Below are 26,236 nucleotides of genomic sequence, written 5' to 3' on the forward strand. Positions count from 1 at the left end.
CCGGCGCGGTGTTGGGGTGAGCGCCACTGAACGGCCGAGTAACAAAGACGGCCGGGGAAGGGGATCCATGGGAGGAACCGCACCCGCCCTCGAGGTCAAGGACCTCACGGCGGGATACGGACCGGTGCGCGCGCTGCGCCAGGTGTCGCTGACCGTACCGGCGGGCGCCGTCGTCACCGTCCTGGGCGGCAACGGCGCCGGCAAGTCGACCCTGCTGCGGGCCGTCTCGCGCACTCTGCGGTTCCACGGCGGGTCCGTGGTCTCCGGCACGGTGAGCCGCGACGGCCGGCCGCTCGACGGGCTCCCGCCGGACCGGGTCGTCGCCGCGGGCGTCTCCCAGGTGCCGGAGGGCCGCCAGGTCTTCGCCCGGATGACGGTCGAGGACAACCTGCGCGCCGGCGCCCTCGGCCGGCGCGGCGACCGGGCCGCGAAGGCCGCCGCCCTCCGCCGGGTCCACGAGCTCTTCCCGGTCCTGGCCGACCGCGCCCGCCAGCAGGCCGGGCTGCTCTCCGGCGGCGAACAGCAGATGCTCGCCGTCGGCCGCGCCCTGATGGCCGCGCCGGGCCTGCTCCTCCTCGACGAGCCCTCCCTCGGGCTCGCCCCGCTGATGGCCGCCCGGATCGCGGACGCCGTCCGCGAGATCAACGCCCAGGGAACGGCGGTGCTGCTCGTCGAGCAGAACGCGGCGCTCGCGCTGCGGCTCGCCTCCCGCGCGTACGTCCTGGAGGTCGGCGAGGTCACCCTCTCCGGCCCGGCCGCCGAACTCGCCGCCTCCGACGAGGTGCGCCGCCGCTACCTGGGCGTGGTCGACGAGGACGCCGCGGCCGACGTGGACCGCGCCCGGTCCGCGCACCCGGTCCTGTCCCGCTGGGAGGAGACCCGATGACCGACGCACCGACGGACGCCCCCGCGCCCTCCCCGGCCACCCCGGCCGCTCCGAAAGCCGCGGACGTCCCCGACGTCCCCGCCCTCGTCGTCGAGGAGCTGACCGTCCGGTTCGCCGGGCTCACCGCCCTCGACGGCGTCGGCTTCACCGTCCGGCCAGGGACCGTCCACGCCCTCATCGGCCCCAACGGCGCCGGAAAGTCCACCTGTTTCAACGTGCTCTCCGGTGTCTACCGGGCCACCGAGGGCTCCGTCCGCCTCGGCCCGCACGACCTGACCACCCTTCCCCCGCACCGGATCGCGGACCTCGGCGTCGGCCGGATCTTCCAGAACCTGGCCCTGCCGCCCCGCGCCACCGTCGAGGACAGCCTGATGCTCGGCCGCCACCGGCTCACCCGCACCGGCTTCCTCGCCGCCGGGCTCCGGCTCCCCTCCGCCGCCCGCGAGGAGGCCCGCCACCGGGCCAGGGTCCGGGAGATCGCCGCCTTCGTCGGCCTGGAGGGGCAGCTCGCGCGGCCCGCGGGCTCCCTCCCGTACGGGCAGCAGAAGCTCGCCGAACTCGCCAGGGCCCTCTGCATGGAGCCGAAGCTCCTGCTCCTCGACGAGCCCGTCGCCGGGATGACCGCCGACGAGCGGCGCCGTACCGCCTCGGTCATCGCGGGCGTCCGCGACAGCCTCGGCATCTCGGTCCTCCTCGTCGAGCACGACATGGGCCTGGTGATGCGGCTCGCCGACTCCGTCACCGTCCTCGACTTCGGCCGCCGCATCGCCGACGGAGCCCCCGGCGACGTCCAGAACGACCCGGCGGTCGTCCGCGCCTACCTCGGAGAGGAGACCGCTGCGTGAGCACCTTCGCCGAATTCCTGATCAACGGCGTCTCACTGGGCTCGATCTACGCCCTCATCGCCCTCGGATTCGTGGTCATCTTCCGCGCCACCGAGGTCGTCAACTTCGCCCATGCCTCGCTCCTCCTGGCCGGCGGCTACGTCACCGCCGTGCTCCACGACGAGATCGGCTTCTGGCCCGCCCTGCTCGCCGGGATCGCGGGCGCCGCCGTGGTCGGCGCCGCCGTCGAGTTCTTCGTGATGCGCCGCCACCGCGGCGCCGACCACAGCGTCCTCGCGATCGTCACCATCGGCGTCGACATCCTGCTCGCCACCGAGCTGACCCGCCGGATCGGTACCGACATCCTGGCCCTCGGCGACCCCTGGGGCGACGCGGTCCTCACCGTCGGCCCGGTCACCATCGCCCAGACCAGGATCGCCGCCCTGCTCGCCGCGGCCCTCCTCATCACCGCCTTCCTGCTGGCCTTCCGGTACACCTCGTGGGGCGTCGCGATGCGGGCCGCCGCCGAGAACCAGGAGACCGCCGCCCTCATGGGCATCCGGCTCGGCCGGGTCTCGCTCGGGGCCTGGGCGGTGGCCGGCGGACTCGCCGCCGTCGCCGCGCTCTTCCTCACCGTCTTCCCGACCCCCGGTCTGGAACGGGCCACCTCGCTCGCCGCCCTCAAGGCCTTCCCCGCCGCCATCCTCGGCGGCCTCGACTCGACCACGGGCGCCCTCGTCGGCGGACTGCTCGTCGGCATCACCGAGTCCCTCGCCACCGGCTACCAGAGCGACCTGGCCTTCCTCGGCCGGGGCATCGGGGACCTCGCCCCGTACCTCGTCATGGTCGCGGTGCTGCTGATCCGCCCGGCCGGACTCTTCGGCACGAAGGAGCTCGCCCGTGTCTGAGACCGCTTCCGAGACCGGTTCCGAGACCGGTTCCACGACCGCCTCCACGACCGCTTCCCGGACCGCTTCGGCGACCGCGTCCGGGACCGCCGCCGGGACCGCGTCCGGGACCCGCGTCCGCGCCGGTATCCGGATCCGTACCGGGCTGTACGCGTGGGCCGCCGCCGCCGGCCTCCTCCTCGCCGCCCTCCCGTTCTACCTGGACCGCTTCTGGCTCCAGGCGGGACTGTTCGCCATGGCCGCGGCCCTCGGCGCCCTCGGCATCAACCTGCTGACCGGCGCCACCGGCCAGCTCTCCATGGGGCACGCCTTCTTCCTCGCCGTCGGCGCCTACGGCTACTGCCTCTTCGCCGGCGACGGCACGGACGGACTCGCCGGCCTCGGCCTGCCCGGCTGGCTCGCCGCCGTCCTCGCGGTGGCTCTATCGGGCCTGGCCGGCGGGGTGTTCAGCCCCATCGCCGGCCGGCTGCGCGGCGCGTACCTCGGCATCGCCACCCTCGCGCTGATCTTCATCGGGCAGCACGTGCTCTTCAACGCACACGACCTCACCGGCGGCTACAACGGCCGCGCGGTCCCCCCGCTCAGCCTCTTCGGCCTCACCTTCGACGACACCGAACTCCTCGTCGCCCAGGTGCCGTTCGGCGCCGTCGAGAAGCTCTGGTACCTCGGTCTGATCCTGCTCCTCGGCGGGGTGCTCTTCGCCAGGGGAGTCCTCAGGGGCCGCCCGGGACGCGCCATGAACGCCATCCGGGACCACCGGATCGCCGCCGGAGTCATGGGCATCCCCGTGGCCCGCTACCGCGCCGCCGTCTTCGTCCTGTCCTCCATGTACGCGGGTCTGGCGGGCGTCCTGCTCGCCCTGGTCTTCCAGCGCACCGTGCCGGAGTACTTCGGCATGGCGCTCTCCCTCGAATACCTGGCCATGATCGTCATCGGCGGTCTCGGCTCGGTCGCCGGCGCGGTGGCCGGAGGCGTCTTCGTCTCCCTCCTGCCGCAGCTCCTCACCCGCTACAGCGACGCGCTGCCCCTGGTCTCCGCCCCGGGGACGGGCGGGATCGCCCCGGGGGAGGCCTCGCGCTACCTCTACGGCGCCGCCGTCGTGGCGGTGGTGCTGTTCCTGCCCGGCGGCCTGGTCCGCCTCGCCGCCGGGAAACCCAAGAGCCCCCCACCCGCGGACCCCACGTCCACCTCCACCCAGCCCTCTTCCACCGAACCCTCAGGGGAGACACGATGACCCACCGCAGACAGGCCGCGCGGGGCCTGGCCGCCGCGCTCGCCGCACTGGTCGCCCTCACCGCCGCCGGATGCAGCTCCAAGGCGAAGACCGACGACGGCAAGCAGACCGGCGCGGGCGGGGTGAAGACCGGCGAGGGCGTCACCGACAAGACGATCGCGCTGGGCGCCCTCACCGACATGACCGGGGTGTACGCCACCCTCGGCAAGAGCGTCACCCAGGCCCAGCAGCTGTACGTGAAGCAGGTCAACGCCGCCGGCGGGATCTGCGGCCGGCAGCTGGAGCTCACGGTCCGCGACCACGGCTACGACCCGCAGAAGGCGCTCGCCGCCTACACGGAGCTGGAGCCGAAGGTCGTCGGCTACGCCCAGTTCATCGGCTCCCCGTTCGTCGCCGCCGTCAAGCCCCGCGTCGACGGCCAGGACAAGGGGCTCGTGCTGCCGCAGGCCTGGTCCGCCTCGCTGCTCGGCTCCCCGTACATCCGCGTCCTCGGCGCCACCTACGACGTCGAGACGATCAACGCCGTCGACTTCCTGCTCAAGGAGAAGGGCCTCAAGTCCGGCGACAAGCTCGGCCACGTCTACTTCGAGGGCGACTACGGCGAGAACGCGCTGAAGGGCTCGAAGTACGCCGCGGGCAAGGCCGGCCTGACCGTCGTCGAGCAGAAGATCAAGCCCACCGACAACGACATGTCGGCGCAGGTCGCGGCCCTCAAGCAGGCCGGGGTCAAGGCCGTCGTCATCAGCGCGGGCCCCCGCCAGGCCGCCTCCCTCGTCGGCGTCGCCGCCGCCACCGGCCTGCGCGTCCCCGTCGTCGGCAACAACTCGGCCTTCGCCCCGCAGCTCCTCGGCACCCAGGCCGGGCCCGCCCTGGAGAAGATGTACTGGTTCGCCTCCCCGAGCCTGCCCATCGGCGCGGACACCCCGACCGCGAAGAAGCTCGTCGCGGACTACCAGGCCGCCTACCCGGGCGACAGCCTCGACAACGGCATCGTCGCCGGCTGGACCGCGGCGAGCGTCTTCGGCGAGGCCCTGAAGAAGGCCTGCGCGGACAAGGACCTCAGCCGTGAGGGCGTCGACAAGGCGCTCCTGAGCATGAAGGCCCACGACGCCGGCTTCGGCATGACCCACGACCTCGGCGACCCGAAGGCGCCGTCGTCCCGCGAGTCCGTCATCATCCAGCCGGACAAGTCGGTCCCCGGCGGCATGCGCACGGTCCGGCAGCCGTTCGTCGCGGAGGCCGCGAAGTCCTACACGCCGTAACCCACCACGCCCTGGTCCGCGAAGCCCGTCCGCCAGGACGGGCGGGCCGGGGCCCAGCCCAGCTCACGGGCCCTGGCGTTCACCGCGCCCCGGGCCCAGGGCGCCCGGCCCCCGCTCCGCTCCGGGGCCGGGACGCCCAGGGCCCCCGCCAGGACCGGCAGCCAGTCGTGGCCGGGCGCGGGCTCGTCGTCCACCACGTTGTACGCGCCCGGGGGCCACGCCAGGGCCCGTACGGCCGCCTCGGCGGCATCGGCGACGTGCACGAAGGAGCTCACCGAAGCGTCGGCCGCCGTGCTCCCGGGGAACCGGGCCCCCGGCTCCCCCGCTAGCGCGGCGGCCACCGCGCCCCCCGGCGCGTACCAGGTGCCGGGCCCGTAGAGGATCCCGTACCGCAGGACGACGGCCTCCGGGAGCTCAGCCACCGCGGACTCCAGGGCGCGGACCCCGGCGACGATCCGGGCCCGGGGCAGCTCCTCCGTCGCGTCGAGCGGTACGGACTCGTCGGCGGGCGCGTCCCCGGGGGCGTACGCCCAGGCGATCGACTGCGCGACGATCCGGCCGACCCCGGCCGCGCGCGCCGCGTCCACCAGGTTCCGGGTGCCCTCGACCCGCACCCGGTTGTTCGCGGCCCCGTCCGCCCCGCCCAGGTCCGTGAGCTGGTGCACCACCGCGTCCGGCGCGGCCTCGGCCACCGCCCGGCGCACCGCCCCGGCGTCCAGGACGTCCACGGGGCACGGCCCGCACCGGGAGATGCCCACGACCGCGTGGCCCGCCGCTTCGAGGCGGGGGACGAGCTGACGACCCACGGCGCCCGTGGCGCCGGCGACCAGAACACGCATGGGCCGAGCCTAGTGGATCTTCACATCCCCGAAACATCGCGGTGTGAAGCTCGGGCCCATGACTGCACGCATCGAGGAGAACCGCTCCCACCCGCACCTCCGTGACCTGCTGGCCGCCTACCACTTCGTCAACCAGGCCGAGAAGGGGACGGCCGTGGAGACGGTCGCCGAGCTGCCGGACGTATACCGCGGCGAGGCCGAGGACCCGGCCGCCGCCTTCGCCGCCGACACCGTCCTGCTCGCCACCGCGCCCGGCGACGACACCCCCTCGGGCTGCGTCGTCCTCAAGGCGCCCCGTGCGGGCGGAGCACCCGAGATCAAGCGGCTCTGGGTGGCACCCGAGGCCCGCCGCAAGGGCCTCGCCAAGGCCCTCATGACCGAGGCGCTGCGCCGGGCCGCCGCCTCGGGAGCGCCCGCCGTGCGCCTCACGGTCTGGTCCTGGCGGGGCGAGCCGCTCGCCCTCTACCGGGGCCTCGGCTTCGAGACCGTCGACTCCTGGGACGAGCGGCCGGACCTCCTCTGCCTGGAGCGGCCGCTCGACACCGACGAGGGCCACACCCCTGTCGAGCGCCTCACCCCCGACACCGACGAGCACCGCACCTCCGACGCCGTCGAGCGACTCACCTCTGACACCGTCGAGCGCCTCACCCCCGACGCCGTACGCGCCCACGCCCCCGGCGGACTCGCCGAGCTCCTCGTCGACGCCGTGGACGGCGGGGCCTCCGTCGGTTTTCTGGCACCCCTGGAGGCGGCCGAGGCGGCCGCCTGGTGGTCGGGTGTCGCCGAGGAGGCCGCGGCGGGCGTACGCGACGTCTGGGTGGCCCACGCCCCGGACGGCGGCCTCACCGGCGTCGTCACCCTCGTCCGCAGCGGCACGGCCAACGGGCGCCACCGCGGCGAGATCGCCCGGCTCCTCGTGCACAGCTCCGCCCGGGGCCGGGGCCTCGGGCGCCGCCTGCTCGCCGCGGCCGAGGCGCACGCCGCCGCCACCGGTCTCCGCCTGCTCGTCCTGGACACCCAGACCGACTCCCCGGCCGAGCGCCTCTACCGGGGTGCGGGCTGGACGGCCGCCGGGACGATCCCGGACTTCGCCGCCGACCCGGCCGGCACCCTCCGCCCCACCACGCTGTACTACAAGCGCCTCGGTTGACCCGGGGCGCCCGGCAGGGCAAGCGAAAGGGCCCCGGGAGGCGTATCGCCTCCCGGGGCCCTTCTCGTATCGCTTGTTCCGCTACGGCAGCTGTGCCGCACGAGCCTCCCGGCTCTCACGCCGGTTGCCGCGGAAGGTGTTCACCCGGCGGGCCGTCGCGAAGAGGGGGATCACGGCGCCCATCACCACCTGGAGCGCGCAGCCGGTCTGGAGCAGGAACGCCCCGCCGGGAGCGTCGAAGGCCCAGGCCGCCAGCATGCCCATCGCCCCCACGATCCAGGCGAGCATCGCCACCGCGAGGACACCCCGCGGCTTGGGGTACTCGACCCGGCTCACCATCAGCCACGCGACACCGATGATCGCGAGCAGCGTCGGGATGAACGGCAGCTCGAGGAGCACGATCGAGACGACCGTCAGCGCGCCGAAGGGGCTCGGCATGCCCTGGAACATGCCGTCCTTCATCGTCACGCACGAGAATCTCGCGAGCCTCAGCACCACCGCGAGCAGCACCACGATCGCGGCCACGGCCGAGACCTTCTGCTGCGCGTCGTCCGCGACCATCCCGTACACGAGCACGAAGTAGGCCGGGGCAAGACCGAAGCTGATCAGGTCCGACAGGTTGTCGAGCTCGGCACCCATCGGCGAGCTGCGGAGCTTGCGCGCCACGATGCCGTCGAAGAGGTCGAAGATCGCCGCGCACAGCATCAGGATCACGGCGGTGGCGGCGCTGTTGCGCGCCATGCCGGTCTCGGTGCTGCCGGTGAGGTGCGGGATGAGAATGCCGGTCGTCGTGAAGTAGACCGCCATGAAGCCACACGTGGCGTTACCGAGCGTGAGGGCGTCCGCTATGGACAACCTCAACGACAGCGGCATCTCCTCGGCCTCTTCGGCCGACTCCGCCTCACTGTCGGCAACCCATTCGGCAGCCCGTGTGTCGGGATCAATCACGGTCAATGCGAGTCACCCCCGCGGTCGTGGCCTGGCCGACCTCGACGGCGACCTCGACACCCTCCGGGAGGTAGATGTCGACCCGCGAGCCGAAGCGGATCAGACCGATCCGGTCACCCTGCTCGACCTTCGTCCCCTGCGGGATGTACGGCACGATGCGCCGTGCGACGGCTCCCGCGATCTGCACCATCTCGATGTCGCCGAGCTCGGTGTCGAAGTGCCAGACAACGCGCTCGTTGTTCTCGCTCTCCTTGTTGAACGCCGGGACGAAACCGCCGGGGATGTGCTCCACGGACGTCACCGTGCCGGACAGCGGCGCGCGGTTGACGTGGACGTTCAGCGGGCTCATGAAGATGGCGACCCGGGTGCGCCCGTCCTTCCACGGCATGATGCTCTGCACCACGCCGTCGGCGGGGGAGATGACCCGGCCCTGCGCGATCTCGCGCTCGGGGTCGCGGAAGAACCACAGCATGCCGGCCGCGAGCGCGGTGGTCGGCACGGCGATGGCCGCGGCACGCTTCGAATTGCGCGCGCGCAAGAGGGAGAGCGCCGCGGTGGCGACGGTCGGCAGAAGCCACGGCGAGGCTCCGCGCGCGAGGCGTACGCCCGTGAGGCTGTCGCGGTGTGCAGAGGTTTGGCTGTGGGGCATGGATGACCTTCGTAGCGGATGATGCCGCACTGGCAACGGGGGACGGCGGCTTTCCGGCGATGCTATCGGTTGCGGGGCGCAACTGGGCAAGCCAGGAACCGAGTCGACGGCCGGAAGACGAACACAGGGTGTGATCTTCTTCGCGGCCGAACCGACTCAAAAGCCACAATCAACCCTGGAATCGGTACTCCTCGAGCAGCCGACGACCAATGATCATTTTCTGGATCTCGGCGGTACCTTCACCGATGAGCAGCATCGGCGCCTCACGGTAGAGACGCTCGATCTCGTACTCCTTCGAGAACCCGTATCCGCCGTGAATGCGGAAGGCGTCCTCCACGACCTCCTTGCAGTATTCGGAGGCGAGGTACTTCGCCATCCCTGCTTCGAGGTCGTTTCGTTCCCCGGAGTCCTTTTTGCGTGCTGCGTTCACCATCATGGCATGAGCAGCCTCGACCTTGGTAGCCATCTCGGCAAGCTTGAACTGAATCGCCTGGTGCTGGGCGATCGGCTTGCCGAAAGTGTGACGTTGCTGGGCATACGAGACACCCAGTTCGAAAGCACGCTGAGCGACGCCGCAGCCACGGGCCGCCACGTTCACGCGGCCGACCTCCACGCCGTCCATCATTTGGTAAAACCCTCGGCCCGTGGTGCCGCCGAGGACCCGATTGGCCGGAATGCGCAGTCCGTCCATGATGAGTTCGGTCGTGTCGACGCCCTTGTAACCCATCTTGTCGATCTTCCCGGGAATGGTGAGGCCCGGGCGGACCTCTCCGAAGCCGGGCTCCTTCTCGACGAGGAAGGTCGTCATCGACTTGTGGGGGGCCGTGCCCTCCGGGTGTCCTTCGTCACTTCGGACGAGAACGGCGACCAGCGTTGACGTGCCGCCGTTCGTCAGCCACATCTTCTGGCCGTTGAGGACGTACTCGTCGCCGTCCTTGACCGCCTTGGACGTGATGGCGGACACGTCCGAGCCGAGGGCCGGCTCCGACATCGAGAAAGCGCCGCGTGTCTCGCCGGCCGCCATCCGCGGAAGGAAGTACTCCTTCTGCTCCTGGGTGCCGTGCTGCTTCAGCATGTACGCGACGATGAAGTGCGTGTTGATGATGCCGGAGACCGACATCCAGCCGCGGGCGATCTCCTCCACGCACAGCGCGTAGGTGAGCAGCGACTCGCCCAGGCCCCCGTACTCCTCGGGGATCATCAGACCGAAGAGGCCGAGCTCCTTGAGCCCGTCGACGATCTGCTGGGGGTACTCGTCGCGGTGCTCCAGCTCGGTGGCGACCGGGATGATCTCCTTGTCGACGAACTCCCGGACGGTCTTGAGGATCTCCTGCTGGACGTCCGTGAGCCCGGCGGTCTGGGCGAGTCGGGCCATGGCTACTTCTCCGTCTTCTTGGCGGGCTCGATCAGCTCGGGGCGGCCGGGCTGCTCGCCGCCGCGCTCCTTGATGTACGTCTCGGTGGGCACCATGACCTTGCGGCGGAAGACGCACACGAGGGTGCCGTCCTGCTTGTAGCCCTTGGTCTCGACGTAGACGATTCCGCGGTCGTTCTTCGACTTCGACGGGGTCTTGTCGAGGACCGTCGTCTCGCCGTAGATGGTGTCGCCGTGGAAGGTCGGCGCCACGTGCCGCAGCGACTCGATCTCCAGGTTGGCGATGGCCTTGCCGGAGACGTCCGGCACGGACATGCCGAGCAGCAGCGAGTAGATGTAGTTGCCGACGACGACGTTCTTTCCGAAGTCCGTCGTGTTCTCGGCGTAATTCACATCCATGTGCAGCGGATGGTGGTTCATCGTCAGCAGACAGAAGAGATGGTCGTCGTACTCGGTGACCGTCTTTCCGGGCCAGTGCTTGTAGACGGCACCGACTTCGAACTCTTCATAGGTACGGCCGAACTGCATCGGGCTCAGGCCTCCGGGATCTCGAACTTGGTGGTGCGCTGCATACCGGCGGCGCGGCCCTTGCCGGAGATGACCAGGGCCATCTTGCGGGAGGCCTCGTCGATCATCTCGTCGCCGAGCATCGCGGAGCCCTTCTTCCCGCCGGCCTCGGACGTGTAGTAGTCGTACGCGTCGAGGATCAGCTCGGCGTGGTCGAAGTCCTCCTGCGCGGGCGAGAAGATCTCGTTCGCGGCGGCGACCTGGTCCGGGTGCAGCACCCACTTGCCGTCGAAGCCCAGGGCGGCGGCGCGCTGCGCGACCGCCTTGTAGCCCTCCGGGTTGCGGATCTGGAGGTAGGGGCCGTCGATGGCCTGCAGGTTGTTGGCGCGGGCGGCCATCAGGATGCTCATCAGGATGTGGTGGTAGGCGTCCGCCGGGTAGCCGGGCGGCTGCTCGCCCACGACCAGCGACTTCATGTTGATGGAGGCCATGAAGTCGGCCGGGCCGAAGATGATCGTCTCGACGCGCTGGGAGGCCTGCGCGATCGCGTTGACGTTGGTGAGGCCCTGGGCGTTCTCGATCTGCGCCTCGATGCCGATCTTGCCGACCTCGAAGCCCATCGTCTTCTCGATCTGGGTGAGCAGCAGGTCGAGCGCGACGATCTGCTGGGCGTCCTGGACCTTCGGCAGCATGATGCAGTCGAGGTTCTGGCCGGCGCCCTCGACGACCGTGACGACGTCCCGGTACGTCCAGTGGGTCGTCCAGTCGTTGACGCGCACGACCCGGGTCTTGCCCGTCCAGTCGCCCTCGTTGAGGAACTTCACGATGGTGTGCCGCGCCTCGGGCTTGGCCAGCGGCGCGCACGCGTCCTCCAGGTCGAGGAAGACCTGGTCCGCGGCGAGGCCCTGGGCCTTCTCCAGGAACCGCGGGTTGGAGCCGGGGACCGCGAGGCAGGAGCGGCGCGGACGCAGGCGGTTCACGGGGCTGGTCATGCGGGGACCTCCGTACTTTCAAGGGGGCTGAGCTTGTGGGCTTTGCGGATCTCGTCGACGATACGGCCGATGATCTCCGTGATACCGAAGTCCTTCGGTGTGAAGACGGCGGCCACGCCCGCGCGCTTCAGATCTGCGGCGTCGGCGTTCGGGATGATCCCGCCGACGATGACCGGCACATCGGTCGCGCCCGCCTCGCGGAGGCGGTCGAGGACGTCCGGGACCAGCTCGGCGTGCGAGCCGGAGAGGATCGACAGGCCCACGCAGTGCACGTCCTCGGCGAGGGCCGCGTTGACGATCTGCTCGGGGGTCAGCCGGATGCCCTGGTAGACCACCTCGAAACCGGCGTCACGCGCGCGTACGGCGATCTGCTCGGCCCCGTTGGAGTGCCCGTCCAGGCCCGGCTTGCCCACGAGCAGCCGGAGCCGCCCGGCGCCGAGCTCGTCGGCGGTCCGCGCCACCTTGTCCCGTACGGCGGCCAGCGGGGTGCCCTCCTCGGCCGTCACCGCGACCGGGGCGGAGGAGACGCCCGTGGGCGCCCGGAACTCGCCGAAGACCTCGCGCAGGGCCCCGGTCCACTCGCCGGTCGTGACCCCGGCGCGGGCGCACTCGAGGGTGGCCTCCATGAGGTTGCCGGTGCCCTTGGCGGCCTCCTTGAGGCGTTCGAGGGCCTTGCAGGGGCGCGGGTGGTTGAACGGCGGCTGGTAGCGGTTGTCCCGCCAGGTCTTCAGCGAGCCGACCACCCGCGCCTCGACCGCCGGGTCGACCGTCATGATCGCGGTGTCGAGGTCGGCCGTGAGGGGGTTCTCCTCGGTCGACTGGAAGATGTTGACGCCGATGATCTTCTCGTCGCCGGCCTCGATCCGGGCGCGCCGCTCGGCGTGCGAGGAGACGAGCTGGGACTTGAGGTAGCCGGACTCGACGGCGGCCATCGCGCCGCCCATCTCCTGGATCCGCTCGATCTCGGCCAGGCACTCCTCGACGAGCGACTCGACCTTGGCCTCGATCACGTGCGAGCCGGCGAAGATGTCCTCGTACTCCAGCAGGTCGGACTCGTGGGCGAGCACCTGCTGGATGCGGAGCGACCACTGCTGGTCCCAGGGCCGCGGCAGACCGAGCGCCTCGTTCCAGGCGGGGAGCTGCACGGCCCGCGCGCGGGCGTCCTTGGAGAGGGTGACGGCCAGCATCTCCAGGACGATCCGCTGGACGTTGTTCTCCGGCTGGGCCTCGGTCAGACCGAGCGAGTTGACCTGCACGCCGTAGCGGAACCGGCGCTGCTTCTCGTTCTCGATGCCGTACCGCTCACGGGTGATCTTGTCCCAGATGCGGCCGAAGGCGCGCATCTTGCACATCTCCTCGATGAAGCGGACGCCCGCGTTCACGAAGAAGGAGATGCGGGCGACGACGTCGCCGAACCGGTCCTCGGGGATCTGGCCGGAGTCGCGGACCGAGTCGAGCACCGCGATCGCGGTGGCCATCGCGTACGAGATCTCCTGGACCGGAGTGGCCCCCGCCTCCTGCAGGTGGTAGCTGCAGATGTTGATCGGGTTCCACTTCGGGATGTTGTTGACCGTGTAGCAGATCATGTCCGTCGTGAGGCGGAGCGAGGGGCCGGGCGGGAAGACGTGCGTCCCGCGCGACAGGTACTCCTTCACGATGTCGTTCTGGGTGGTGCCCTGGAGCTGGGTGATGTCCGCACCCTGCTCCTCGGCGGCCACCTGGTAGAGCGCCAGGAGCCACATCGCCGTGGCGTTGATGGTCATCGAGGTGTTCATCTGCTCCAGGGGGATGTCCTGGAACAGCCGCCGCATGTCACCGAGGTGCGAGACGGGGACGCCGACCCGGCCGACCTCGCCGCGGGCGAGGATGTGGTCGGGGTCGTAGCCCGTCTGCGTCGGCAGGTCGAACGCGACCGAGAGGCCGGTCTGACCCTTGGCGAGGTTGCGCCGGTACAGCTCGTTGGACGCCTCGGCGGTCGAGTGACCGGCGTAGGTCCGCATGAGCCACGGCCGGTCCTTCTGGCGCTCAGTCATCTATGGTCCCGGTGTCAGATGTTGCGGAAGCGGTTGATGGCGTCGATGTGCTTCTCACGCAGCTCGGGGTTGCTGACGCCCAGGCCCTCCTGCGGCGCGAGCGCGAGGACGCCGACCTTGCCCTGGTGCAGGTTGCGGTGGACGTCGTAGGCGGCCTGGCCGGTCTCCTCCAGGGAGTAGACCTTCGACAGGGTCGGGTGGATCTTGCCCTTGGCGATCAGGCGGTTCGCCTCCCACGCCTCGCGGTAGTTGGCGAAGTGCGAGCCGATGATCCGCTTCAGCGACATCCACAGGTAGCGGTTGTCGTACTCGTGCATGTAGCCCGAGGTGGAAGCGCAGGTCGTGATGGTGCCGCCCTTGCGCGTGACGTACACGGAGGCGCCGAAGGTCTCGCGGCCCGGGTGCTCGAAGACGATGTCGATGTCCTCGCCGCCGGTGAGCTCGCGGATGCGCTTGCCGAAGCGCTTCCACTCCTTCGGGTCCTGGGTGTGCTCGTCCTTCCAGAACTTGTAGCCCTCGGCGTTGCGGTCGATGACCGCCTCGGCGCCCATCGCGCGGCAGATGTCGGCCTTCTCCGGGGAGGAGACGACACAGATCGGGTTGGCGCCGCCGGCCAGGGCGAACTGCGTGGCGTACGAGCCGAGGCCGCCGCTCGCGCCCCAGATGAGGACGTTGTCGCCCTGCTTCATGCCGGCGCCGTTGCGGGAGACCAGCTGGCGGTAGGCGGTGGAGTTGACGAGGCCGGGGGAGGCCGCCTCCTCCCAGCTCAGGTGGCCGGGCTTCGGCATCAGCTGGTTCGACTTGACGAGGGCGATCTCCGCCAGCCCGCCGAAGTTGGTCTCGAAGCCCCAGATGCGCTGCTCGGGGTCGAGCATCGTGTCGTTGTGGCCGTCCGAGGACTCCAGCTCGACCGAGAGGCAGTGCGCGACGACCTCGTCGCCGGGCTTCCACGAGTTCACGCCGGGGCCGGTGCGCAGCACGACGCCCGCGAGGTCGGAGCCGATGACGTGGTACGGCAGGTCGTGGCGCTTGCTGAGGTCGCTGAGGCGGCCGTAGCGCTCCAGGAAGCCGAAGGTCGACACCGGCTCGAAGATCGAGGTCCAGACCGAGTTGTAGTTGACCGAGCTGGCCATGACGGCGACCAGGGCCTCGCCCGGGCCGAGCTCGGGCAGGGCCACGTCGTCGAGGTGCAGCGACTTGCGCGGGTCCTTGTCGCGGCTGGCGAGTCCGGCGAACATCTCGGCCTCGTCCTTGTGGACGGTGATGCCCCGGTACGACTCGGGGAGCGGGATGTTCGCGAAGTCGGCGGACGTGGCGTCCTGCGACTGGATCGCGGCCAGGATTTCCTTCACGGGTTGCCTCCGGCGGTGAGCGTCCTGAGGGAGGGACGCCTGAGGGTTACGGCGGGGAGTGCTGTTGCTGTGGAGGTGTGCCGTCGGTTCGGCTCGGGTGGTGCGGTGGCGCGGCGCGGGTGGGCGCGAGGGTGCCTGTGACGCAGGCGTCCGGGCACACGAGCCGGTGGCTTGTGGGGACAGCCGGCGAACGAGGTGATCTCTGCTCGCCGACCGCCCGGACACAATCAACGTATGGCACGCCGTGTCACCGCACAAGGCACTGCGTGCCAACAATTTCACTCAGATGCAATCTGCCCGTCACGGATGAGCGATGATCGATCGAAAACTGCCCTGAACTGGGACGATACGAGGACGGCCGCCCCCGGAAACCGGGGGCGGCCGTCCTCGTGGAGCGTCTTCAGAGGGCTTCGGAGGCTCCTCAGGGGTTCTGCAGGGCCTGCTGGATGGTGCGCATGACCTCGTCGAGAGGAGCGTCCGTACGGGCCACGGCGACCACCACGTCGCCGGTCGTGGAGGCCCTGGCCACCGGAACCTGCTCGGTCTGCGGGGACGGGGCCGGCCGGCCCGCGCCTATGCCGCTGCCGAAGGTCTCCCGGACGATCGCGAAGGCGTGGTCGAGCTGGGTCTCCACGTCGCCCTCGCCGCCCGCCCGCAGCCAGCGGCGCAGCACGTGGTTGTGCGCGGTGACGACCGCGGAGGCGGCCACCTCCGCCAGCAGCGGGTCGTCGTTGCCGTCGTGGTGGTCGCGCTCGTCGAAGTGGCCGAGAAGATAGCGGGTGAACAGCCGCTCGTAGCGGGCCACCGAGGCGATCTCGCGCTCCCGGAGGGTCGGCACCTCACGGGTCAGCCGGTAGCGCTCCACGGAGACGGCGGGCGAGCCCGCGTACATCTTCATGACTTCCTTGATGCCCCGGCACACGGTGTCCAGCGGGTGCTCGTGCGGCGGAGCGGCGTTCAGCACCGCCTCCGCCCGCACCAGGGTGTCGTCGTGGTCCGGGAAGATCGCCTCTTCCTTGGACCGGAAATGGCGGAAGAAGGTCCGCCGGGCGACCCCGGCCGTGGCGGCGATCTCGTCGACCGTGGTCGCCTCGTACCCCTTGGTCGCGAAGAGCTCCATCGCCGCCGTCGCGAGCTCCCGGCGCATCTTGAGCCGCTGAGCGGCGGCACGGGTGCCCGCCGCGCTCTCCGGAGCGTCGGACGGGGACGTGGCACGGGGTGTCTTCGCGGCCTTGGGCATGGTCCGAACGTACTGCATCGGAGTGGAAGTGTGCCCAGGTGGGGGCGGGGAGCCCCCCGGGGCACCGGAGGCGCCCGGGGAGCTCAGCAGGCCGCCCCAGCCCGTGGTGCCCGGCTCAGCGGCGGGCATATTCGCGGAAGCCGCGTCCCGTCTTGCGGCCGAGGCAGCCGGCCGCCACCAGGTGCTCCAGGAGCGGGGCGGGGGCGAGGCCCGGGTCGCGGAACTCGCGGTGCAGCACCTGCTCGATCGCGAGCGAGACGTCCAGGCCGACCACGTCCAGCAGCTCGAACGGGCCCATCGGGTAGCCGCCGCCCAGCTTCATGGCGGCGTCGATGTCGTCGAGGGTCGCGTAGTGCTCCTGGACCATCTTGATCGCGTTGTTCAGGTACGGGAAGAGCAGCGCGTTCACGATGAAGCCGGCCCGGTCGCCGCAGTCCACCGGGTGCTTGCGGATCTTCGTGGTGACCTCGCGGACGGTGGCGTGGACGTCGTCCGCCGTCAGGACCGTACGGACGATCTCGACCAGCTTCATCGCCGGCGCCGGGTTGAAGAAGTGCATCCCGATGACGTCCTGCGGGCGAGTGGTGGCGCGGGCGCAGGCCACGACCGGCAGCGAGGAGGTGGTGGTGGCGAGCACCGCGCCCGGCTTGCAGATCTTGTCGAGCCGCGCGAACAGCTCCTGCTTGATCTCCAGGTCCTCGGCGACCGCCTCGACCGCCAGGTCGACCTCGGCGAAGGCGTCGAGCGTGCCCGCCGCGGTGATCAGGGCCAGCGTCGTGTCACGCGCCTCGCCCGTCATCCGGCCCTTGTCGACGGAGCGGGCCAGGGACTTGGCGATCCGGGCCTTGGCGGTGTCCGCCTTCTCCTGCGAGCGGGCCGCGAGGACGACCTCGTACCCGGCCTTCGCGAAGACCTCGGCGATGCCGGAGGCCATGGTGCCCGAGCCGGCGACGCCGACCGAGCGGACCTCGCGGCCGGCGGCGTCGGCCGCGGCGCCGAGCGGGGTGAGCGCGTCCCGCACGACCTCGGCGGAGCCGGGCGCCTCGTACGTGTAGAAGCCGCGGCCCGACTTGCGGCCGGTCAGACCGGCCTCGCTGAGCTGCTTGAGGATCGGCGCGGGGGCGTGCAGACGGTCGTGCGAGGAGGCGTACATGGCCTCCAGGACCGTACGGGCCGTGTCGACGCCGATCAGGTCGAGCAGGGCCAGCGGGCCCATCGGCAGGCCGCAGCCCAGCCTCATCGCCGCGTCGATGTCCTCGCGGGAGGCGTACTTGGCCTCGTACATGGCGGCGGCCTGGTTCAGGTAGCCGAAGAGCAGCCCGTCCGCGATGAAGCCCGCCCGGTCGCCGACCGCCACCGGCTCCTTGCCGAGCTCCTCGGCGAGCCGGGTGACGGCGTCGACGGCCCGCGGGTCGGTCAGCACGGAGGAGACCACCTCGACCAGCTTCATCGCCTGCACCGGGGCGAAGAAGTGCAGGCCGAGCACCCGCTCCGGGTGGGCCGAGTCGGCGGCGAGCCGGGTGACGGAGAGCGCGTTCGTGCCGGTGGCGAGGATCGCGTCGGTGCGGACGATTCCGTCGAGCGCCCGGAGGACCTCCTGCTTCGCCTCGTACGACTCCGGCACGACCTCGATGACGAGGTCGGCCTCGGCGGCCGCCTGGAGGTCGGAGAAGGTGCGGAAGCGGGCCAGGACGTCCTGCCGCTCCTCCTCGGTGATCCGCTCCCGGGCCACGGCGCGGGCGGTGGAGGCCTCCAGGGCGGCGACGGCCCGGGCGGCGGCGGTGTCGCTGATGTCGATGCCGATGACCTCGCGGCCGGCCCGGGTGAGGACGTCGGCGATGCCGGTGCCCATGGTGCCGAGGCCGACGACGGCGATGGTGGAGAGAGGGGTGTCCATCAGGGGACTCCAGGGAGGAAGAGTGACGACTGAGGGCAGTGCGCGCGCGAAAGAAAGGGCGCGGGAATGAAACGAGGGCGATGCCCGGGAAGGCGGGCGATGCCCTGGAAGTCGGGGGATGCCCTGAGAAGGGCGATGCCCTGGAAATGGGGCGACGGACTCTGTCCCGGAGTCACATCGAAACTGCCGAACCGACGAAACGCTCACTACGGCTGCGTCACCAGGCCGTTGTGAGTGCGGGGGTTACCCGCTCACCTGAGACTAACCGGCCGGTAACGAGCGCGCCAGTCCCGGGAAGTTGACGACGATGTGATCTGGATCGCGGATAGGCTCGGATTCATGGAAATCTCCGATGATCCGGAATTCTGCTCGATGATCGATCGATTGCGGGACGAGATCGAGAATGACACCGGACACGTCCCGGCCGTATTCGGAGAAGTCGCCGGAACCGCGGACCCGGAGGAACTCCACCGGGTCCTCACCGCCCCGGGGCAGCCCCTCTGGGCCCGCGAGATCGCCGCCTTCAAGCTCGGACTCGCGGGCGACCCGCGCGCCTTCGAGGCGCTCGTCCTCCTCCTGAACCACCGCGACCCCGAGCGCTGCGTCACCGCCGCCCACGCCCTGATCCGGCTCGGCGACCCGCGCACCGCCCGCGCGGCCGCCACCCTCGCCACCAACGAACTCCGGGTCGCCTACGCCCTTCTGCCGGTGCGACTGCTCGCCGCGCTCCGCGCCCCCGAGTCCGTACCGGCCCTGATCACGGTCCTCCAGCGGCGGCTTCCGGCCGACGACCCGCACTGGCGGGTCGGGCTCGCCTGCGTCGAGGGCCTCGGCACCCTCGGCGACCCCAGGGCCCGCCCCGCCCTGGAGGCCGCGCTCCCGCACCCCCGGCTCGGGCGCGCGGCCGAGGACTCACTGAGCCGGCTCGGCACCGGCCACTGACTTCGGGAGCGGGCGCAGGCGCCGCCAGGAGACGGCCGGGACCAGGGTGCCGACCGCCGTACCGACCGCCGGAAGCGCCGCGAGCGCGAAGCACACCGCCGGCGGCAGGGTGCCCACCAGCAGGCCCGCAGCGGCCGTCGCCCCCGTCGCGCCCGCGTTGAACGCCGTATTCACCCAGGCGCCGGCCTGAGTGCGCCGCCCCGGCCCGGCGGACTCGTCCGCCAGCAGATAGGCGCTCGTGAGCGCGGGCGCCAGGAACAGTCCGCCGAGCGCCACCCAGCCGATCAGGGCGTACGGATGCGGGGAGAGCCCCGCCACCGCCAGGACGGCGCCGAGCCCGAGCGTGAGCAGCGGCAGCCGTACGGCGGTGGGCATCCGCCAGTCCACGGCGCCGTGCACCAGACCGCCGACCGCGCTGCCCGCCGAGAGCGCGGCCAAAGCCCACGGCACGGCCCCGGGCATCCGGTGCTCCTCCGCGAACGCGATCACCAGCAGGTCCACGGCGCCCAGACACACGCCCATCGCCGCCGCGACGGCCACCGCGCGCAGCACGCCGGCATCCCGGGTGGCCCCCATCTCCTCGGCTGTCTCGTTCTCCGGGGCCGGGGACGCCGGCTTCCGCTTTCCGCTCCGGGCCACCGGAGACGTGACGAGGGCGAGCGTGCCGACGAGGACGAGCCCGGCGCTCACCACGAGCCCGGCCGGTGCCGACGCGTACCCGACGATCAGCCCCACCAGCAACGGGCCCGAGACGAAGAGGAGTTCCTCGGCCACCGTGTCCAGGCTGTACGCGCGCCGCAGCAGGTTCCGGTCGGACAGCATCTCGCTGAACAGGGCCCGCATCACCGGGCCGAGCGGCGGGGTCAGCGTGCCCGCCGCCGCGGCGAGCACCACGAGCGCGAGCGTAGGCGTTCCGCTCGTGGCCGTCGCCACCGCGAGCGCCGTGAGCAGCAGCGCGTACCCGGCGGCCAGCGGGGGCAGGACCCGGCGCGGCCCGAACCGGTCGACCAGGGCGGCCCGCGCGGGCGACAGCGGGACGCTGGTGAGCCCGAGCACGGCCATGACCGTGCCGGCCACGGCGTACGAGCCGGTGCTCCCCTTGACGGCGAGGATCAGGGAGAGCGGGGCCGTCCCGTTGGAGAGCCGGCCCAGGAGCGCGGCCCCGAAGGTGCGGCGGGCGTGCGGAGTTCTCAGCACGGCCGCGTAGGTGGGCGCGGGGGAGTGGACAGGAGAGGTCGCGGACATGGCGACGTACCTCGGAGTTCCTCGAAAAAGGCGCCGGGCAGAGGCCTGCGGCGCCGAAGCGTGCGGGGTCGGCGGGACACCGTGCCGGGTGGGCACGGTCGTCGGATCGCCGACTCCTACGCACGGAAGAGGAACATGCGCGTCAACCTAGCAAACGAAGATCCGCCCCGGAGCCACCGGCCCTCGCCGTCTCGGGGACGAGGGCGAAGGCCTCGATCTCCACGAGGAGTTCCGGCCGGACCAGCGCCGACACCTGTACCGCCGAACTGGCCGGGAGCGGTGCTCCCGCGAAGTACGCGTCCCGCGCGTCCCGCACCGCCGGCAGGTGGGCCACGTCCGTGACGAAGTAGGTCAGCTTCACCACGTCCCCGAAACCGGCTCCGGCCGCGGTGAGGCAGCGCTCCAGATTGGCGAAGACCTGGTGGGCCTGGGCCACCGCGTCGCCCTCACCGACCACCGCGCCGGAGGCGTCCAGCGCGCACTGCCCGGATATCGCGACGAACCGGCCCGTCCCCCAGACGACGTGGCTGTACTGGGGACTGGGCGCGAGGCCGTCGGGGGCGGGGACGTGGGTCAGGTGGCTCGTCATGTCGCACATCCTCGCGCACGCCACCGACAGTGCCCGCGGCCCATGGGCCGCGGGCACTGTCGGTCGGTGAGGGTGCCGTCAATCGGTGAGGGCGTCGTCGGTCGGTGCTGGCGTCGTCAGCGGACGTGGCCGAGGAGCCCGTGGAGCGTGACGCCGGTCGCCTCCGCCCGCAGGACGCCGACCCGCTTCTCCGCGGGCTTCTCCGCCGGACCGTCCGTGGCCTTCGGCGCGTCCTTCCCGGTCTTCCCGCCGTCCTTCCCCGCCTTCTTCCCGGCCGGGGCCATGGGCTCCGGCTCCGGCTCGGGGAGCGTCTCGCAGACCGCGTCCACCTCGGCCCCGTCCTTGCCGCGCGGCACCTTCCCGGTGGCGAGGTAGGTGGCCAGGTGGCCGTCCAGGCAGTCGTTCCCGCCGAGGGTCACCCCGTGGTTCCCGCCGCCCTCCTCGACGACCAGACTGGAGCCGCGCACCAGCCGGTGCAGGGCCACACCGCCCTCGTACGGGGTCGCCGCGTCGTCCGTCGCCTGGAGGATGAGGACCGGCGGCAGCTGGTCGTTCGTGACGTCCGGCGGGGTCAGGGACGGCACGGGCCAGAAGGCGCAGGGCGCGTTGTACCAGGCGTTGTTCCAGGTCGAGAAGGGTGCCTTGGCGTGGACGTCCCAGCTGTCCTTGCGCCAGACGTTCCAGTCGCGCGGCCAGGCCGCGTCCCGGCACTGCACGCTCGTGTAGACCGAGTACCCGTTGTCCGCGGAGGCGTCGGCCTCCCCGTACTTCTCGTACGCCTCCGTCAGGGGCGCCGCGTCACCGTCGTTCACGTACGAGGAGAAGGCGCTCGCGAGGCGGGGCCAGTACCCGTTGTAGTACCCGCCGGGCAGGAAGGTGTCCTCCAGCTCGCCCGGTCCGACCTTCCCGCCCGCCGGGGCTTCGCGGAGCGCGTCGCGCATCCGGTACCAGGCGGCCTCCACCGCGGCCGGGTCGGTACCCAGCTTGTAGACGGCGTTCTGCCGGGCCACCCAGGCCATGAAGTCCTTGTGGCGGGTGTCGAAGGCGTAGTCCTGCGCGATGTTGTCCTCGTACCAGACGCCGTGCGGATTGACGACGGAGTCGAGCGCCATCCGCCGCACCCGGTCCGGGTGGAGCCGGGCGTAGACCGCGCCCAGGTAGGTGCCGTACGAGTAGCCGAGGTAGTTGATCTTCGGGGCGCCCAGCGCGTGGCGGATGGCGTCCAGGTCCCGGGCGGTGCTCACGGTGTCGATGTACGGCAGCACGTCGGCGTACTTCTTACCGCAGGCCTCGGCGAAGGCCTGGGCGCGCTCGATCGCGGCCCGCTCGCCGTCGGCGCCGCTGGGCACCGAGTCGGGGCGCACCGGCGCGAAGTGGCCCGGCCGGCAGTCGAGCGCGGGTTCGCTCTTGCCGACCCCGCGCGGGTCGAAGCCGATCACGTCGTACTCGGCGGCCACCTTCGGCGGCAGTGAGGCCGCCACGTACCCGGCCATCGTGCGTCCGCTGCCACCGGGCCCGCCCGGGTTCACGAGCAGCGGTCCCTGGAAGGTCTTCGCGGTGTGCGGGACCCGGGTGAGGGCGAGCGTGACGCTCCGTCCGGCCGGGTCGTCGTGGTTGAGCGGCACCTCCAGGGTGGCGCACTGGAGCTTCGGGTACGCCTTGGTGGCGCAGTCGGTCCAGGCGAGCCGGGGGATGGGCCGGGGGGTCGGTTCACCGGCGCCTGCGGGGGTGGCGGGCAGGACGGTGACCGTCCCGGCGACCAGCGCTCCTGCGGCGATCAGCATTCCTGCGCGTGGGGTCATAGGGCGTCCGTGCCCCGAACGGGCCGGGGAAGGACCTGTTTCGCCCAGAGTTGACCCGAACAGAGGATCATCCGACGGCGTGTCAGGTGACCGGGCCGATGATCGGAGGAATCGGAGGAGTCGGAGGGGGAGGGGCGTTCGGGGAAGCCGGCGGGGCCGAGGGGTCGGGGAGTTCGGGGGAGCCGGAGGGTCGGAGAGTGCGGGGAGTTCGAGGGCCCGGAGGGGTGGGTCAGAGGAGTGTGAGCTGCTCGGGGGCGGCCGCGAGGGCGGGCTCCTCCGGTACGGGGATCCGGCGCGGCGCGCCCCGGTCGGCGGGCCCTATGCCGAACTCGGCGGCCAGCTCGTGGACCTGACGGGTGATCCGGCGCTGGTACCAGGTCGGCGCGTAGGCCCCGTCCGCGTACATCCGCTCGTACCGCCGGACCAGGCCGGGGTGGTGGTGCCGCAGCCACCGCATGAACCACTCGCGGGCGCCCGGCCGCAGGTGCAGGACGAGCGGGGTGACCGAGCTCGCCCCGGCCTCGGCGATCGCGCGGACCGTCTCGCGCAGCTGCTCCGGCCGGTCGCCCAGGAAGGGCACGACGGGGGCCATGAGGACCCCGCAGTCGATGCCGTGCTCGCCGAGGGTGCGGACGACGTCGAGGCGGCGCTCCGGGGACGGGGTGCCCGGTTCGATCGTGCGCCACAGCTCCCGGTCGGTGAAGCCCACGGAGACGGAGATGCCGACCTCGGTGACCCGGGCCGCCTGGGTGAGGAGCTCCAGGTCGCGCAGGATCAGAGTGCCCTTGGTGAGGATCGAGAACGGGTTGGCGTGGTCGCGCAGGGCGGTGAGGATGCCCGGCATCAGGCGGTAGCGGCCCTCGGCGCGCTGGTAGCAGTCGACGTTGGTGCCCATGGCGACGTGGGCGCCCTGCCAGCGGGTGGGGGCGAGCTGGCGGGCCAGCAGCTCCGGGGCGTTGATCTTGACGACGATCTGGGAGTCGAAGCCGAGCCCGGTGTCGAGGTCGAGATAGCTGTGGGTCTTGCGGGCGAAGCAGTAGACGCACGCGTGCTTCACCCAACCCCCCGCTAGAATTCCCCGCCATGACCGACCATCAGCGGGCCGCTACGTACTGCCGGATCAGCCGGGACGACGACCTTACCGAGGACGGGGTGACCCGGCAGGCCGAGGACACGGAGGCACTCGCCCTCTCGCGAGGCATCCCCATCCAAGGGCGCTACCAGGACAACGACATCTCCGCGACGACCGGCAAGAAGCTGCGCCCGGACTACGAGCTGCTCATGTCCGCCGTGCGCTCCGGCGAGGTGAACGTCATCGTCGTCCGCGAGCTCACCCGACTCTGGCGCAACCGGCGCGAGCGGATGGAGGGGATCGAGCTGTTCAGCGCGCACAAGGTCCGCATCCTGGCCGTGCGCGGACCAGAGCTCGACTTCTCCCACGCGGTAGGCCGCATGCTCGCGGACGTCCTCGGAGGCATGGCCACGTTCGAGACAGACGTCATGTCCGAACGCACCGTGCGGGAGATCCGCCAGCGGGCCGAGCGCGGGCACCCGCCTACCGGCCACCGGACCTTCGGCTACGACGCGAGCGGCTGGGAGATCGTCCCGAGCGAGGCGGCCGAGGTGCGCGCCGCGTTCGACGCGCTGCTCTCGGGAGCCAGCCTCTCCGGCATCGCGGCTGGGCTGAACTCCCGGGGTGTGCTCAACCGCAACGGCCGCCCGTGGACGCACAACTCCATGCGGGTGCTGCTCATGAACAAGCGCTACGCGGCGCTCCGTGACCTCCGTGGGCAGGAGTACCCGGGCGCTTGGCCCGCGATCGTCTCCGAGGACACCGTGAGGGCGGCCCGGCACGTCCTCACGGAGCCGGACCGGCGGAGCTCCCCGGGCCCGGCACGCGTCCGGCTGCTCTCGGGACTCGCCCGGTGCGGCGTGTGCGACGACGGGACGACCGTCACGGCCGGATCGAAGGGGCGAGGGCAGGCCACGTACCGGTGTCGCCTCCACCTGCATCTCAATCGCAGCGTGGAGGCCATCGATCTGACCGTGGAGGAGTACGTCATCGGGCGCCTGTCTCGCCCCGACGCGGCGGCTCTGTTCCACGACGAGCAGGCCGAGGGGGCCGAGGAACTCCGGGCACAGGCCGTGACCCTGAGGGGGCGCCTGAAGGCCCTGGCCGCCGAGTTCGCGGACGACGATGAGGGCGACGTGACCGAGTTCCGGACCGCCGTGCACCGCCTGAGGGGGCGCCTCGCGGACGTGGAGAGCCGCATGGCCCACCCGCAGCGCGCCCGGGTGCTCTCGGGACTCGTCGATGCGGCCGACGTCCGGGCCGCGTGGGGCATGCTCTCCCTGGACCGGCGGCGCTCCGTGGTCGAGCTCCTTGTCGAGGTGACGATCCTGTCCGGCGGGACGGGCGGCCGGCGCCCGTTCGACCCGGCCTCGGTGCGCATCGTCCCGAGAGCCTGAGGGACTAACCGGGGCGCCCCACCCGTTGAAGGCCATACAGGCCCGACCACCCAACTTCCCCTGGAAACAGAGATGGTCGCGTTCGTTCGCAAAGAGGCCCCCGTCAGCCGGGCGGCTGACGGGGGCCTCGGGTCTCGCTACTGGCTCAGGGGCCAGCCGTTCAGGTCCTGCGCAGGCGCGGCGGCCGGGTCCAGGTGCACACCGACGTAGTACTGCGACTGTCCGCTGTCGTCGCGCATCCGCTTGGCGACGATCCCCGGGTACGCCGCGAACAGGTCCTTGGCGAACGTCTGCTCGGTGCCGACCTTGTCCCGGCCGACCTCCTCCGTACACCACGACTGCGAAGGTGCGGGTGGTCACCGCGTCCGTACCGAACAGGCCGATGTCGGCGGGGGCCGTCGGGTTGTCGCCCAGATTGTTCCAGCGTACGGACGCCTCCTCGGTTGCTCTGCCTCGCCTCTGACTCCACCCTGCGCTCAGAATAGAGCACCTGTTCCCTTGATCGCCGCAACCCGGATTTCGCGCCCCGGAGCCCGCGTGGTTCGCTTGGCCCACACCCCCGAGGAACCACAAGCTGGAGGCAGGCAATGGCGCAGGTCGAGGCCACGACGGAACGGATCATCGCCGCGGACGCGGAGACGGTGTTCGACGCGCTGGCGGACTACAGCGGCACGCGCGCGAAGGTGCTCCCCGAGCACTTCAGCGAGTACGAGGTGCGTGAGGGCGGCGACGGCGAGGGCACCCTCGTCCACTGGAAGCTCCAGGCCACCAGCAAGCGCGTCCGCGACTGCCTCCTGGAGGTCACCGAGCCCACCGACGGGCAGCTCGTCGAGAAGGACCGCAACTCCTCCATGGTCACCACCTGGACCGTGACGCCCGCCGGCGAGGGCAAGTCCCGCGCCGTCGTCAGCACCGTCTGGAACGGCGCCGGCGGCATCGGCGGCTTCTTCGAGAAGACCTTCGCGCCCAAGGGCCTGGCCAGGATCTACGACGCCCTGCTCGCCAAGCTGGCGGACGAGGTCGAGAAGTAACGCCCGGAGCGTTCACCGATTCGAGTGGTTCGCCCGCACCCCCGTACCGGAGCCCCCGCGCAC

At 71.5% G+C, this 26,236-nt stretch carries 23 protein-coding genes; 9 read left to right on the plus strand and 14 right to left on the minus strand.

The window, feature by feature from the left end:
* Nucleotides 1-67 precede the first annotated feature (67 nt).
* The 5 genes from OG361_RS32335 (at nucleotide 68) to OG361_RS32355 (ending at nucleotide 5,114) form a co-directional block, all read left to right on the plus strand.
* A complete protein-coding gene (locus OG361_RS32335; protein ID WP_405859172.1) occupies nucleotides 68-886 on the plus strand; it encodes an ABC transporter ATP-binding protein in 819 nt (272 codons plus the stop codon).
* Complete coding sequence (locus OG361_RS32340) at nucleotides 883-1,731, plus strand: ABC transporter ATP-binding protein (protein WP_405859174.1); 849 nt, start codon at nucleotides 883-885, stop codon at nucleotides 1,729-1,731. The genes OG361_RS32335 and OG361_RS32340 overlap by 4 nt, the downstream gene beginning before the upstream one ends.
* Entirely contained in the window at nucleotides 1,728-2,618 is an 891-nt protein-coding gene (locus OG361_RS32345; protein WP_384561149.1) for a branched-chain amino acid ABC transporter permease, read from the plus strand. Before OG361_RS32340 ends, OG361_RS32345 begins: the two co-directional genes overlap by 4 nt.
* A 127-nt stretch (nucleotides 2,619-2,745) precedes the next feature.
* A complete protein-coding gene (locus OG361_RS32350) occupies nucleotides 2,746-3,852 on the plus strand; it encodes a branched-chain amino acid ABC transporter permease (RefSeq protein WP_405862565.1) in 1,107 nt (368 codons plus the stop codon).
* A complete protein-coding gene (locus tag OG361_RS32355; protein ID WP_405859176.1) occupies nucleotides 3,849-5,114 on the plus strand; it encodes an ABC transporter substrate-binding protein in 1,266 nt (421 codons plus the stop codon). Before OG361_RS32350 ends, OG361_RS32355 begins: the two co-directional genes overlap by 4 nt.
* Here the strand turns inward: OG361_RS32355 and OG361_RS32360 are convergent.
* Nucleotides 5,102-5,953: an NAD-dependent epimerase/dehydratase family protein gene (locus OG361_RS32360; protein ID WP_405859178.1), complete on the minus strand. Its 852-nt coding sequence runs from the start codon at nucleotides 5,951-5,953 to the stop codon at nucleotides 5,102-5,104. The two genes, OG361_RS32355 and OG361_RS32360, sit on opposite strands and share 13 nt — an antisense overlap.
* A gap of 58 nt (nucleotides 5,954-6,011) precedes the next feature.
* Here OG361_RS32360 and OG361_RS32365 point away from each other — a divergent pair, with 58 nt between their 5' ends.
* Nucleotides 6,012-7,103 carry a GNAT family N-acetyltransferase gene (locus OG361_RS32365; protein ID WP_405859180.1) on the plus strand — a complete coding sequence of 364 codons (1,092 nt, stop codon included), beginning with the start codon at nucleotides 6,012-6,014 and terminating at the stop codon, nucleotides 7,101-7,103.
* Nucleotides 7,104-7,184: 81 nt separating this feature from the next.
* Here the strand turns inward: OG361_RS32365 and pssA are convergent, their stop codons facing one another.
* From pssA to OG361_RS32410, 9 genes are all read right to left on the minus strand, one after another.
* Nucleotides 7,185-8,051, minus strand: a complete 867-nt coding sequence (pssA, locus tag OG361_RS32370) for a CDP-diacylglycerol--serine O-phosphatidyltransferase (protein ID WP_384561509.1) — start codon at nucleotides 8,049-8,051, stop codon at nucleotides 7,185-7,187.
* Nucleotides 8,044-8,700 (minus strand): phosphatidylserine decarboxylase, encoded by a 657-nt coding sequence (locus OG361_RS32375; protein ID WP_405859182.1) that lies wholly within the window; start codon nucleotides 8,698-8,700, stop codon nucleotides 8,044-8,046. Before OG361_RS32375 ends, pssA begins: the two co-directional genes overlap by 8 nt.
* A gap of 169 nt (nucleotides 8,701-8,869) precedes the next feature.
* The gene (locus OG361_RS32380; RefSeq protein ID WP_384561139.1) at nucleotides 8,870-10,075 is read right to left on the minus strand and encodes an acyl-CoA dehydrogenase family protein; all 1,206 of its coding nucleotides are present in this window, start codon (nucleotides 10,073-10,075) and stop codon (nucleotides 8,870-8,872) included.
* A 2-nt stretch (nucleotides 10,076-10,077) separates the two neighbouring features.
* Nucleotides 10,078-10,602: a MaoC family dehydratase gene (locus OG361_RS32385; protein ID WP_030320137.1), complete on the minus strand. Its 525-nt coding sequence runs from the start codon at nucleotides 10,600-10,602 to the stop codon at nucleotides 10,078-10,080.
* Nucleotides 10,603-10,607: 5 nt separating this feature from the next.
* Nucleotides 10,608-11,573, minus strand: coding sequence for an HpcH/HpaI aldolase/citrate lyase family protein (locus OG361_RS32390; RefSeq protein ID WP_376407775.1), 966 nt, complete (start codon nucleotides 11,571-11,573; stop codon nucleotides 10,608-10,610).
* The gene (locus OG361_RS32395) at nucleotides 11,570-13,606 is read right to left on the minus strand and encodes a protein meaA (protein ID WP_405859185.1); all 2,037 of its coding nucleotides are present in this window, start codon (nucleotides 13,604-13,606) and stop codon (nucleotides 11,570-11,572) included. Before OG361_RS32395 ends, OG361_RS32390 begins: the two co-directional genes overlap by 4 nt.
* Nucleotides 13,607-13,620: 14 nt before the next feature.
* Nucleotides 13,621-14,958, minus strand: coding sequence for a crotonyl-CoA carboxylase/reductase (ccrA, locus tag OG361_RS32400; protein ID WP_376407771.1), 1,338 nt, complete (start codon nucleotides 14,956-14,958; stop codon nucleotides 13,621-13,623).
* A gap of 421 nt (nucleotides 14,959-15,379) precedes the next feature.
* Nucleotides 15,380-16,198: a TetR family transcriptional regulator gene (locus OG361_RS32405; protein ID WP_405859187.1), complete on the minus strand. Its 819-nt coding sequence runs from the start codon at nucleotides 16,196-16,198 to the stop codon at nucleotides 15,380-15,382.
* A 115-nt stretch (nucleotides 16,199-16,313) separates the two neighbouring features.
* Nucleotides 16,314-18,095 (minus strand): 3-hydroxyacyl-CoA dehydrogenase family protein, encoded by a 1,782-nt coding sequence (locus tag OG361_RS32410; protein WP_405859189.1) that lies wholly within the window; start codon nucleotides 18,093-18,095, stop codon nucleotides 16,314-16,316.
* Between the two features lie 339 nt (nucleotides 18,096-18,434).
* Between OG361_RS32410 and OG361_RS32415 the strand changes: the two genes are divergently transcribed.
* Entirely contained in the window at nucleotides 18,435-19,037 is a 603-nt protein-coding gene (locus OG361_RS32415; RefSeq protein ID WP_405859191.1) for a HEAT repeat domain-containing protein, read from the plus strand.
* Here the strand turns inward: OG361_RS32415 and OG361_RS32420 are convergent.
* The 4 genes from OG361_RS32420 to OG361_RS32435 form a co-directional block, all read right to left on the minus strand.
* Complete coding sequence (locus OG361_RS32420) at nucleotides 19,008-20,282, minus strand: MFS transporter (protein ID WP_405859193.1); 1,275 nt, start codon at nucleotides 20,280-20,282, stop codon at nucleotides 19,008-19,010. The two genes, OG361_RS32415 and OG361_RS32420, sit on opposite strands and share 30 nt — an antisense overlap.
* A 142-nt stretch (nucleotides 20,283-20,424) precedes the next feature.
* Nucleotides 20,425-20,871 (minus strand): RidA family protein, encoded by a 447-nt coding sequence (locus OG361_RS32425; protein WP_405859195.1) that lies wholly within the window; start codon nucleotides 20,869-20,871, stop codon nucleotides 20,425-20,427.
* A 116-nt stretch (nucleotides 20,872-20,987) separates the two neighbouring features.
* The gene (locus OG361_RS32430) at nucleotides 20,988-22,673 is read right to left on the minus strand and encodes an alpha/beta fold hydrolase (protein WP_405859197.1); all 1,686 of its coding nucleotides are present in this window, start codon (nucleotides 22,671-22,673) and stop codon (nucleotides 20,988-20,990) included.
* A gap of 229 nt (nucleotides 22,674-22,902) precedes the next feature.
* On the minus strand, nucleotides 22,903-23,730 hold the full coding sequence (locus OG361_RS32435) for a radical SAM protein (RefSeq protein ID WP_405859199.1): 828 nt from the start codon (nucleotides 23,728-23,730) through the stop codon (nucleotides 22,903-22,905).
* A gap of 26 nt (nucleotides 23,731-23,756) precedes the next feature.
* On the opposite strand from OG361_RS32435, the gene OG361_RS32440 reads away from it, so the two are divergent.
* Both OG361_RS32440 and OG361_RS32445 read left to right on the plus strand, forming a co-directional pair.
* Nucleotides 23,757-25,142 (plus strand): recombinase family protein, encoded by a 1,386-nt coding sequence (locus tag OG361_RS32440; RefSeq protein ID WP_405859201.1) that lies wholly within the window; start codon nucleotides 23,757-23,759, stop codon nucleotides 25,140-25,142.
* 587 nt (nucleotides 25,143-25,729) lie between these two features.
* A complete protein-coding gene (locus OG361_RS32445; RefSeq protein ID WP_405859203.1) occupies nucleotides 25,730-26,173 on the plus strand; it encodes an SRPBCC family protein in 444 nt (147 codons plus the stop codon).
* Nucleotides 26,174-26,236 lie beyond the last annotated feature (63 nt).

The sequence above is a fragment of the Streptomyces sp. NBC_00090 genome (assembly GCF_045160815.1).
Classification (GTDB): Bacteria; Actinomycetota; Actinomycetes; order Streptomycetales; family Streptomycetaceae; genus Streptomyces.